Origin of the sequence: Rathayibacter sp. PhB127, from assembly GCF_003751665.1 — a bacterium.
In the GTDB taxonomy this organism is placed as follows: domain Bacteria; phylum Actinomycetota; class Actinomycetes; order Actinomycetales; family Microbacteriaceae; genus Rathayibacter; species Rathayibacter festucae.
Genome location: NZ_RKHW01000003.1, coordinates 396197 through 406366, shown reverse-complemented (window position 1 = coordinate 406366; position 10170 = coordinate 396197). Strand labels below are relative to the sequence as shown.

Here is a 10170-nt window from a genome sequence, read left to right as displayed (position 1 = left end):
TCCAGCAGTGGACACACCCCGCGAGGCGGTCCGTCGAGTAGAAGGTCAGACACCCTCCCGCGCCACACCACCATTCTCAATGTCGAGTAGCCCCGCCAGGGGCGTATCGAGACCCGCCGTCACCAGCAGGGCGGGTCTGCAGACTCAGGTGCAGACGGTGATGGATCTCGATACGCCCGCTGCGCGGGCTACTCGATCAGCATGGTTTTTCCATACCTATGAGGTGATCTTTCCTAGGAGACCCGGCGTGAGCAGCCGCGCCTCCACCGAGGTGCTGGCGACGTGGATCTCGATACGCCCGCGAGGCGGGCTCCTCGATCAGCATGCAGTGACCGCTCCGCGGGCTACTCGGTCTGCATGATGTGCCCGCTCCGCGGGCTGCGCGATCAGGCGCCGGCCGCCTACTGCTCACGACGGCCCTCTCCGTCGGGCTGCTCGCCCTGCGCGCCGGCCGACCGCTTCCGGCGGGACGACCGCGGACTCCTCCGGCTCACGCGGCTCGTCCTCCCGGCGGCTCAGCCAGCCGGGTCCGTCCCGGCGCAGCCGCTCGACGTCCGCGCTCGGCGACACGGGCGCGCGCCGCCGCCGCCGGACGAGACCGATCTGCTTGACGACGCCCACGACGACTCCGGTGCCGAAGAACGGCAGCCCGATCCCCGCCACCAGCCACAGCGGAGCGTGCCGGCGGCCCCCGCCGACGACCGCGGCCGGGTCCCAGCCCACGTCCGCGGCGAGCACGACGATCATCGCCACGAACACGCTGCTGAGCACGGCCAGCGTCCACGGCCGGGCGAGGAGCAGCGCCTGCGCGCGCTCCCACATCCTCCGCCTTGCCATTCCGCGAGCCTAGGCGCCGGTCTGCCGCGCCGGCGATGCCGTCGGGTGGTACCTCTGGACACGATCTCGGCCGTGCGGGAAGCTGGGGGCGATCGTGAGACCCGGCCCCCGTCTCGTCCGACTCTCGGGCGATCGCGCGCACGCGCCGCTCGAGAGGTGGAATCCGCCCTCCGGTCTCATGACCCGCCACAGACCGGTTGCGTCGCCTGGATTCCGCGGGTCGGGGTCGGGCCCGGCCTCGCCCCCTCCCCCGGGCGCCGCCTACGACCTCGGACTCGCGGACCGCGATGGGATCGCGCGCCACGCGCCTGGGGGGAGCGGGTCGAGGTGGAGGCTCGACGTGCCGGCCCGGTCGGCGCTCGTCCGCTCGAACTCGACGGTCCGCGCCGGGTCGATCCCGGCCGGCGTGTCGATGACGTAGCTCGCGAGGACGAGGCTCTCTCTGCAGCCGATCCCCTCCGGATCCGACTGCAGCCTCATCTCGACGCGCAAGCGGTCCGGAGCGAGTACCTCCAGCAGGACCGGCTCGTTCAGGCACTGCCCGCTCCCTCCCGTGGTGATCACGAACGAGCGGCCGTCGTCCCGCCACTGGATCGGCAGCGCCGTCGTCGGATCCTCGATGGGGCCCCAGTAGCCGTGGCGGTAGGTCGCGCCGTTCGGTGAGAACGTCGGGTCGACGGCGGGTGCGGAGGCGGCCGGGGTCGCCGCGGACCACACCTCGGCGTAGTCCGCGAGCACCCACAGCCCGACGCCGAGCGCGACGATCGACGCCACGATGCGCAGAGCCTTCCTCTTTCCGCGATGAGAAGGGGGACGTCGCATCGGGTGACGAGGAGGAGTCATCGGGCTCGGACCCGTCGCCAGAACTCGGCCTCCCAGGCGGCGGGGTCCTGGTCGTAGTCGTCCGCGGCCGCCCGGTACCGGTCGTACGCACGGCGCGCGCGTGCTTCGTTCCACTCCCGGATCGCGACGTCGTTGAGGAGCTGCCCGCCGAAGTGCACGATCTCGTCGCGGTATCCGCCCATCGCGTCCAGCATCCAGTCGCTGTGGTCGGCGGCCGGCGCTCGGGTGCGCAGGTAGTCGGTCCATCATGCGTCGAGCTGGGCTCGATGCGGATCCACCGGGCGGTCGTGAGAAGGGGGCTGCTCCATGGCGGGAACCCTACGACTCCGTCCGGAGCCGCCCGAGGGCTGTCGCATCCCGGTGAGACGAAAGCGGCGCCTCGGACGTTGCCAGTGAGAGTGTTCAGCGGGGCGGGCGGGGTGGGTGTCCCTCTCGGTCGGGGTATGGAGCGGGTCAGCTCTTCGAGCCGGTCAGCGCGAGCGTGCCGCCGAGGCCGATCATCATCACGCCGCCGGTGCCGGTGAGGGTCGACATCCGCTTCGGGGACGACGCGAACCACGAGCGCGCGGTGCCCGCGGCCAGGGCCCAGACGCTGTCGCAGATCAGCGCGAGGGCCTGGAAGGTGAAGCCGAGCAGCAGCAGCTGCGCCCAGACGGGGCCGGCGGCCGGGTCCACGAACTGGGGGAGGACTGCGACGAAGAAGGCGACCGTCTTGGGGTTCGTCAGGCCGACGACGAAGCCCTGGCGCAGGAGGGTCCACGACGACGCCGGGGCGGTGGCGGCCGTGCCGGCGCGCGCGTGGCGGTGGCGGATCGCCTGCACGCCGAGCCACACCAGGTACACGGCTCCTGCGAGCTTGAGGACGGTGAAGGCGACGACCGAGGCTGCGACGACGGCGCCCACCCCGAAGGCCACGGCGAGGATGGCCGGCATGATGCCGAGCGCGTTCCCGAGCAGACTCAGCACCCCTGCCCGGCGGCCGTAGGCGATCGACCGGCTGATCGTGAAGAGGACGCTCGGCCCGGGGATCACGATCAGGGCCACCGACGCGAGCGCGAACGCCAGGAAGTGCTCGGGGGAGATCATGCCGGAACAGTAGCGCCGCGCCGTCCCGAACGGGGATCGGCCGCGTCAGTGCTCGCCGAGGTCGTCGCCCGGCTCGACGTCCGCCAGCCGGAAGGGGCCCTCGTGGAGAGGGCCGCGGCTCCACATCGCGACCGTGGCCCAGCCGAGGTCGGCGTGGGCGACGCTCCCCTCGGGGATGCTGCGGGTGAACAGGGCGTAGTCGACGCCGTCGAGGGGGAGCGCGGTGACGTCCCAGGCGTCCCGGTCGCGGGCGAGAGCCTGCGCTCGATCCTCCGTCGCCCTCATCGCGGCGCGCGCCTCGTGCGTCGGCAGGTCGGTGGGCAGCACGTCCAGGAGCAGGGAGCCGACGGCCAGGCTCGCGGTCGCGACCGAGTCAGTCACCGTCCCGTGGACGGAGCCCCGAGGTCCCAGCCGGGTGCCGGTGCGCCGCATCGTGCGGATCGTGAAGCGGTGCTCCGCCGTTCCCCGGTCGACGGCGATCAGCACCTCGTCGAGCGGACCGTCGTCGGTGCGGCCCAGACCCGTGACCGTCCACGGCTCCGAGATCGGCGGGAGGAGAGTCAGCATTCTGCCATCCAACTCGGCAGCCGTCGTCCTGCCAAGGCCGTGGCGCGCATCGAGGACCCGTTGCGGAGAGTGCAGGTCCGCAGGTCCCCTGTGGGGGCGTACTCCGGCTCGTGAATTGCGCTCGGGCTCGCTGGAAATGCGCGGAACGACGTGCCGGAGGGCGGATCGCGTGCCCGAGGTGGTGGCGGTTGTGCTTCGGCTCGTGGAGTGCGCTCGGGCTCGTGGGATTCGGTCGGATCGACGTGCCGGAGGGCGGATCGCGTGCCCGAGGTGGTGGCGGTTGTGCTTCGGCTCGTGGAGTGCGCTCGGGCTCGTGGGATTCGGTCGGATCGACGTGCCGGAGGGCGGATCGCGTGCCCGAGGTGGTGGCGGTTGTGCTTCGGCTCGTGGAGTGCGCTCGGGCTCGTGGGATTCGGTCGGATCGACGTGCCGGAGGGCGGATCGCGTGCCCGAGGTGGTGGCGGTTGTGCTTCGGCTCGTGGAGTGCGCTCGGGCTCGTGGGATTCGCGCGGAACGACGTGCCAGAGGGCGGATCGCGTGCCCGAGGTAGTGGGCGGGTGCGCTCCGGCTCGTGTAATGCGCTCGGGCTCGCTCAAAACGCCTGGAACGACGAGCCGGAGGGGATTCCACGAGCCGGAGGTGCGCCGCCGGGAGCGCCGTCGGGTCAGCCCCGCTCGACCAGCGCCCGCAGCGCGTCGCGGACGAAGCGGGCGCCGGTCGCCCCGCCGTAGTGCGCGGCGAAGCGCTCGTCGGCGACGTACATCTCGCCGAGGCCGAGCAGGTACTCGTCGCTCGGGGCGCCGGACGCGTCGCGGGGTGTGCCCGGCACGTCGGCGAGCCATGCGCGCTGCCGCTCGGCGAGCGCGAGCGCCTCCTCGCCGGCCGGGTCCGCGCCGCTCGCCGCCGCGGCGGTCCAGGCGCCGGCGAGGTCCGCCTGCCGCCGGAGCCACTGCTCCCGCTCCTCCGCGGTCATCGAGCGCCACCAGCGGTCGCCGTCGGCGTAGGCCGGCGCGCCCCAGCGGCGCTCCACCTCCTCGCGATGCTCCGCGTGGTCGAACCCGTCGAACATCTCCTCGGCCATCGGCCCGTTCCCTTCTCTCATCGCCGAGACGGTCCCGGCGACCGCGCGGATGCGGCGCTCGAGCCGCCGGCGCTCCTCCCGCAGCACGTCGAGGTGCCGCTCGAGGGCGACCGCCGGCTCGGTGTCGCGGCGCAGGATCCGCCCGATCTCGGACAGCCCGACACCGAGGTCGCGCAGCAGCAGGATCCGCTGCAGCGTCACCAGCGCGGCCGCGTCGTAGTAGCGGTACCCGTTCGCGCCCAGCCGGCTCGGCGGCAGCAGCCCCTCGGCGCCGTAGTGCCGCAGCGTCCGGCTGGTCGTGCCGGCCAGCCGCGCCACCTCGTGCGCGGACCACTCCTGCTCCACCGAGTCCTCCCTCTCCGCCTCCCGGAACGTCCGGGTGGATGAAGGCGACGGTAATGGTTGACGGCGCGTCAGAGTCAAGGCCGGAAGTGCCCGATCTCGCCGTCCGGTGGAGGGGGATCCGCCCGCTGTTCACCCGGCGGCTCTACTCTCCCGACCGTGGCGATGACGAGGACCGTGCCCGTCCGGTCCGAGAGGCGGCGGTCGATCCTGCTGGCCGTGCTCGCGGTGGCGGTCGGTGTCCTGCTGATGACCCATGCGGCGGTGCAGGGGATCGGCGCGGCGAGCTTCTGGGCGCCCTGCTGGTCCGAGGGGTTCGAGAGCGCGGCGTGCGACTTCCTGCAGTACGAGGCGCCCTCGCCGGCGTGGCTCCTGCCGTACTGGGTGTGGTTCGTGGAGGTGCTGCTCGCGCTCGCCGTCATCGCCGCCTCCGTCGCGGCGGGGAGGCGTCTCGGCACCGCGGGCCTCGCGTTGGTCGCGGTGCTGGCGTCGAGTGCGCTGATCGACTCCGTCTTCGCCCCGATGGTCAACGGCGGTCACACCTCGGCGGACGACCCGCCGGGCTTCGGGCTGATCGGCGCCGCCTTCCTCGCCGTCGCGGGAGCGCTGATGCTCCGCGTCGCGACCCCGTACCGCCGACCGCTCCGCTGACCTCTCCGCTGGCGAGGGGTCCGCGTCCTCCGCTCCGCCCTCGTGCGGGTCCGAGCCCACGGAACGCGAGGGTCGGTTCGTACAGTGGAGGCATGAGTGTGATGAAGGAGACGGGCACCGCGCGGCGGACCGGACGCGGGTGGACACGGGCGTCGCTCGTGCTGGGTGTTCTCGCCGTCGTGTCGTACGCGATCGGATACCTGGCGGTGGCCCATGTCTGGCGGGGCGATCCCCTGGTGATCGGGATCGCGACCACGCTGCAGTACGTCCTCCCGCTGGCCGGCGTCGTCGTCGGCCACGTGGCGCGACGACGCGAGGGTCCTCGCCGCGAGTCGACGGTGGGGCTGGTGCTGTCCTACCTCCTGCTGGCCGTCGCGGTGGTGCCGGTCGTCATCGGGACGTTCGGGCTGCTGGCGCGCTGAGGCTGAGCGGGAGGGGTGCCCCGGCGATGCCGGGCCACCAGCCGGAATCGCGCGGTGCCGTCGCCGTCGAAAGCTTCGGGGACGGCAGGGTCGAGCTGCTCCGCCGGCGAGGGGAGTCGTGCGGGAGCGGCTGTCGTCGCCGAAGGGCCGGTGCAGCCGTTCGGATACGATCGAGCACCGTGCCTCGCCGTTCTCCCGCCGCCCTCAGCGCGAGCATCCGCGCGGCGGGGGAGCGGCTGTTCCGGGAGCGCGGCTACTCGCGGGTCACCGTCCGCGAGATCGCGGCGGAGGCGCAGGTGGATCCCGCCGTCGTCGTCCGCCGGTTCGGGTCGAAGGAGGCGCTGTTCCTCGACGTGATGCAGGTGAGCATCCAGGACCGCCCGGAGCTGGACGTGCCGCTGCGGGACTTCGGGCGCAGCTTCGTCGCCTCCCTGCTCGCGGACGAGCGCGACACGCAGGCCGTGTTCCTCGCGCTGGTGCGCGGGGGGAGCGAGCCCGCGATCGGCGCCCGGCTGCACGCCGTGCACGAGGAGGCGTTCGTGGCTCCGCTGCGGGCCCGCATGACGGGGCCGGACGCGGACCTGCGCGCACGCCTGGCCGCGGCGCTCGTCGGCGGACTGCTGCACTCGATGTGGGTGGTCGGCGACGAGGTGCTCCTCGCCACCGACCACGAGCAGATCGTCGAGCGCTACGGCGACGCGCTGCAGGGCCTGCTCACTCCCGCGGACCGGTCCGGCACGCCGGCGTCCGCCTGACTACTGCACGGACCAGCCGCCGTCGCTGGGCAGGATCGCCCCGTTGATGTTCACGCCGTCGTCGCTGAGCAGGAAGGTGATCGACGCCGCCAGCTGCTCCGCGGAGGCGACGGAGGGGATCGCGCTCTGGAACGGGGCGAGCCGGGCGCTGCCGGTCTCGGAGACGTTCGGCGGGAACGGGATGCCGGTGGCGACGCCGCCGGGCGCGACGGCGTTCACGCGGATCCCGCTGCCCGCGTACATGAACGCGGCGCTCCTGGTGAGACCGACGACGCCGTGCTTGGAGACCGTGTAGGCGTTGCCGGACGCGTTGCCGCGCAGGCCTGCCTCGGAGGCGACGTTGACGATCGATCCGGCTGCGGCCGCGAGCATCGCGGGGAGCACGGCTCGGGAGAGCTTGAAGCCGCCGGTGAGGTTGATGGCGATCACCCGGTCCCACACCGCGTCCGACGTCTCGTGGGCGGGGGAGAAGTCGTCGTTGATCCCCGCGATGTTGGCGAGGCCGTCGATCCGCTCGCCGGCCGCCGCGACGATCGCGTCGATGTCGTCCTGCTTCGTGATGTCGCCGGCGACGGGCACGATCTCGGCGTCCGGCAGCGAGGCCGCGAACTCCTGGAGCCGCTCGGCCGAGATGTCCACGGCGACGACCCGGCCGCCCTCGCGGGCGATGCGGGAGGCGGTGGCGCGGCCGATCCCGGACGCCGCGCCGGTCACGATCACGGTCCTCCCCGCGAAGCGGCCGGGGGTGACGCTCTCGCGCCAGCCCGTGCTCTCCACGGCCTCGGGCACGACGCCGCCGTTCGCCCGCAGAACCAGATCGTCGACGACGCTCTGCGGGAGCTGCCCCTGACTCAGCGCGACCAGCTGCTGCAGCGGCAGCGAGCGCACCGGCGCCAGCTTCGCCTCGTCGAAGCCGCCGGCGGCGCCGCCGAGCACGTCGCGGATGAGCGCGGAGCCTTCGGGGTGGTTCAGCCATTCCCCGATCGAGCTCTGGGCGGTGAGTGGGGCGGTCGTGGACATGCGTCCTCCTTCAGGGTGGTCGAGCAGTGAAGTCAACTTAGTTGACTTCACGCGTCCCGGCCACTGCTCGCCCCGGCCGCTGCTTCTGAGGGCGCCGTGACGACCCGGCGGCGGCGTGGGCGAATCGCACAGGACACCGCTAAAGGTGCTAATCGGAGACTGTTCTTAGTAGCTTTCGACGGCTCTCCCGCCGGCCGCCGTCCCCTCGTCGACGCGCGCCGGGCCCCGCCGTGGGCCCGCATCTGGTTCCATGGACGTGCGCGTGCGTCCGTCCGGTCGCACTGCTCCTCCCGTGAAAGGTCGTCGGATCCGTGGTCTCCCAGGTCGTGCTCGTGGACGATCTCACCGGTGCGCCCATCGCCGCCGGGCGCGGCGGGACGGTGTCCTTCTCCGTCGGGGACGACGCGTACGAGATCGACCTGTCGGCGGCGAACATCGGGCACCTGCACCGCGCGCTCGCGCCGTTCGTGGACGCGGCCCGGCCGCTGTCCGAGGCGCCGGCCCGCTCCCGGGTGACGTCGATCGCCGCGAGCGCCGGGCGCAAGAGCCCCGAGATGCTCGCCGCGATCCGGCACTGGGCGCGGCGGCACGGCTACGAGGTTCCGCGCTCCGGCCGGGTGCCCGCGGACGTGCAGGCCGCGTACGACGCGGCGCACTGACGCGGCGCACTGACGCGGCGCACTGACGCGGACGCGTCCGGCGCCTGAGGAGCCTGCTTCACTGGCGACGGTGGATCTCGATACGCCCCCCCTGCGGGGCTGCTCGACCAGCATGTCTGCGGGCGTCTCTTCCAAGGAGATCCACCCCCGCCGGAGCCCGGGCGCGAGCGGCACGTTCATCAGCCGGGAGCAGGCGCTGCCCTTCCGCTGAGCCGGCCACCTCGGCGGCGGTGGTCGCCCTTCGACCCGCCCCGGGTGTACGGTCGTCGCATCTGAGGTAAAACGCAGGCCGGTCCGGTCTGCAGGCGCACGCGGCATCGAGAGATCCGCCACTTCTTCCCTGTGAAGGAGTGCGCCCATGGTGCTCGACACCCCCCGATCCGCCCCGCGAGACACGGCTCCCCGCCGCTTGCGCGACGCCTGGATCGCCCTCGCCGGCCTCTCGGCCGTCTTCCTCTTCGAGATGCTCGACAACTCGGTCCTGAACGTCGCCCTGCCGACGCTCGGTCGCGAGCTGCACGCGTCGACCGCGGGCCTGCAGTGGGTGACCGGCGCCTACTCGGTCGCGTTCGGCGGCCTCATGCTCCTCTTCGGCGCGATCGCCGACCGCTTCGGACGCCGCAGGGTGATGCTCGCCGGCCTGGTGCTGCTCGCCGCCGCGAGCCTGACGACCGCGGCCGTGACGACGACGGAGCAGCTCATCGCCGTCCGCGCCGTGATGGGGATCGCGGCGGCGATGACGACGCCCGGATCGATGGCGCTCGCCTTCCGCTTGTTCGGGACCGACGAGCTCCGGGTCCGGGCGCTGACCGTCGTCTCGACCGCCGGGCTCGTCGGCCTCGCGATCGGCCCCACCGCCGGTGGTCTCGTGCTGGCGGTCGCGCCGTGGCAGGTGCTCCTGCTGGCGAACGTGCCGATCGCGGTGCTCGCGCTGATCGGCATCCGCCTGGGCGTGCCGGCCGATGCCCCGGGCGAGCTGCACCGCGACCCGATCGACGTCGTCGGCGCGCTGCTCGGCACGGTGACGATCGCGGCCGCCCTCGTCGCGCCGACGCTGTTCGTGGGCACCGGGTCCGTGGGCGCCGACGGCGCCGGGTCCGGGCCGTGGGCGCCGTGGGTGGTCGTGGCGACAGCGGCCCTCGCGGGAGCGGGTTTCGTGCTCCGCCAGCGCAGCGCCCGGCACCCGCTGCTGGACCTGCACCTCGTGGCCCTGCCGCTCGTCTCCAGCGGACTGGCGTTCAAGGCCGCGACCGGTCTCGCCGTCGGCGGGCTCTCCTACCTGGTCACAATCCAGCTGCAGCTCGCCTGGGGCTGGAGCCCGGCCGCCGCGGCGCTCGGCCTGCTCCCGCAGGTCGTGGTCCTCCTCGCCGGCGGTCGCTTCGTCGGCCCCTTCGTCACGCGCGTCGGCCTCGAGCGCGCCGCCGCGATGAGCGCGGGCGCCGTGGTCGCCGGGCTCGCGGTGTTCGGGCTGCTCGGCCGCCTCGGCTACGGCTGGGTGCTGGTCGCCCTCGTGCTCGTCGCGGCGGGGATGCGCGTGGTCGGCGTCGTCGCCGGGACGAACGTGCTCCGCGGGCTCCCGGCCGAGCGCACGTCCGTCGGCGCGGCCCTCGTGGACACGGCGAGCGAGCTCGCGACCGCGGTCGGCATCGCCGCCGGCGGCACGATCCTCAGCGCGCTCGTCGCCGGCAGCATCACGAGCGCCCGGGCGACGGCGGCCGGGGCCGAGCAGCTCTCCGGCGCGGTCGGCGTCGCCGGGCTCGTCCTGGCCGGCCTCGCTGCGGCGCTCGTCGCCCTCGGCGTCCTCCGGGCGCGCACGTCGCCGTCGGAGCGGTGACGTCGATGCCGAGCACGACGCCGGCCGGCACTCCCCGCGGAGCGCCGGCCGGCGTCGGTGCCGTTCCTGACCG

At 73.5% G+C, this 10170-nt stretch carries 12 protein-coding genes; 5 read left to right on the top strand and 7 right to left on the bottom strand.

Annotated elements, in window-relative coordinates; all coding sequences use genetic code 11:
• Window positions 1–408: 408 nt before the first annotated feature.
• The 6 genes from EDF22_RS16495 to EDF22_RS16470 form a co-directional block, all read right to left on the bottom strand.
• Window positions 409–837 (bottom strand): hypothetical protein, encoded by a 429-nt coding sequence (locus EDF22_RS16495; RefSeq protein ID WP_148059218.1) that lies wholly within the window; start codon window positions 835–837, stop codon window positions 409–411.
• Window positions 838–1098: 261 nt separating this feature from the next.
• Window positions 1099–1611 carry a hypothetical protein gene (locus EDF22_RS16490; RefSeq protein ID WP_123705932.1) on the bottom strand — a complete coding sequence of 171 codons (513 nt, stop codon included), beginning with the start codon at window positions 1609–1611 and terminating at the stop codon, window positions 1099–1101.
• A 65-nt stretch (window positions 1612–1676) separates the two neighbouring features.
• Entirely contained in the window at window positions 1677–1862 is a 186-nt protein-coding gene (locus EDF22_RS16485) for a hypothetical protein (protein WP_123705931.1), read from the bottom strand.
• 271 nt (window positions 1863–2133) lie between these two features.
• On the bottom strand, window positions 2134–2766 hold the full coding sequence (locus tag EDF22_RS16480; protein WP_123705930.1) for a LysE family translocator: 633 nt from the start codon (window positions 2764–2766) through the stop codon (window positions 2134–2136).
• Window positions 2767–2811: 45 nt separating this feature from the next.
• Window positions 2812–3333 (bottom strand): hypothetical protein, encoded by a 522-nt coding sequence (locus tag EDF22_RS16475; protein WP_123705929.1) that lies wholly within the window; start codon window positions 3331–3333, stop codon window positions 2812–2814.
• Window positions 3334–3997: 664 nt separating this feature from the next.
• On the bottom strand, window positions 3998–4759 hold the full coding sequence (locus EDF22_RS16470) for a MerR family transcriptional regulator (RefSeq protein WP_123705928.1): 762 nt from the start codon (window positions 4757–4759) through the stop codon (window positions 3998–4000).
• Window positions 4760–4915: 156 nt separating this feature from the next.
• On the opposite strand from EDF22_RS16470, the gene EDF22_RS16465 reads away from it, so the two are divergent.
• From EDF22_RS16465 to EDF22_RS16455, 3 genes are all read left to right on the top strand, one after another.
• Entirely contained in the window at window positions 4916–5407 is a 492-nt protein-coding gene (locus EDF22_RS16465; RefSeq protein WP_148059217.1) for a hypothetical protein, read from the top strand.
• Between the two features lie 92 nt (window positions 5408–5499).
• Complete coding sequence (locus tag EDF22_RS16460; RefSeq protein WP_148059216.1) at window positions 5500–5829, top strand: hypothetical protein; 330 nt, start codon at window positions 5500–5502, stop codon at window positions 5827–5829.
• A gap of 179 nt (window positions 5830–6008) precedes the next feature.
• On the top strand, window positions 6009–6584 hold the full coding sequence (locus EDF22_RS16455) for a TetR/AcrR family transcriptional regulator (protein ID WP_221180957.1): 576 nt from the start codon (window positions 6009–6011) through the stop codon (window positions 6582–6584).
• Here EDF22_RS16455 and EDF22_RS16450 read toward each other — a convergent pair whose 3' ends face one another.
• Window positions 6585–7604, bottom strand: coding sequence for an SDR family NAD(P)-dependent oxidoreductase (locus EDF22_RS16450; protein WP_123705924.1), 1020 nt, complete (start codon window positions 7602–7604; stop codon window positions 6585–6587).
• A 311-nt stretch (window positions 7605–7915) separates the two neighbouring features.
• Between EDF22_RS16450 and EDF22_RS16445 the strand changes: the two genes are divergently transcribed.
• Together EDF22_RS16445 and EDF22_RS16440 are read left to right on the top strand one after the other, a co-directional pair.
• Entirely contained in the window at window positions 7916–8263 is a 348-nt protein-coding gene (locus EDF22_RS16445; protein ID WP_123447396.1) for an Lsr2 family protein, read from the top strand.
• Window positions 8264–8621: 358 nt separating this feature from the next.
• Complete coding sequence (locus tag EDF22_RS16440; RefSeq protein WP_123705923.1) at window positions 8622–10097, top strand: MFS transporter; 1476 nt, start codon at window positions 8622–8624, stop codon at window positions 10095–10097.
• Window positions 10098–10170 lie beyond the last annotated feature (73 nt).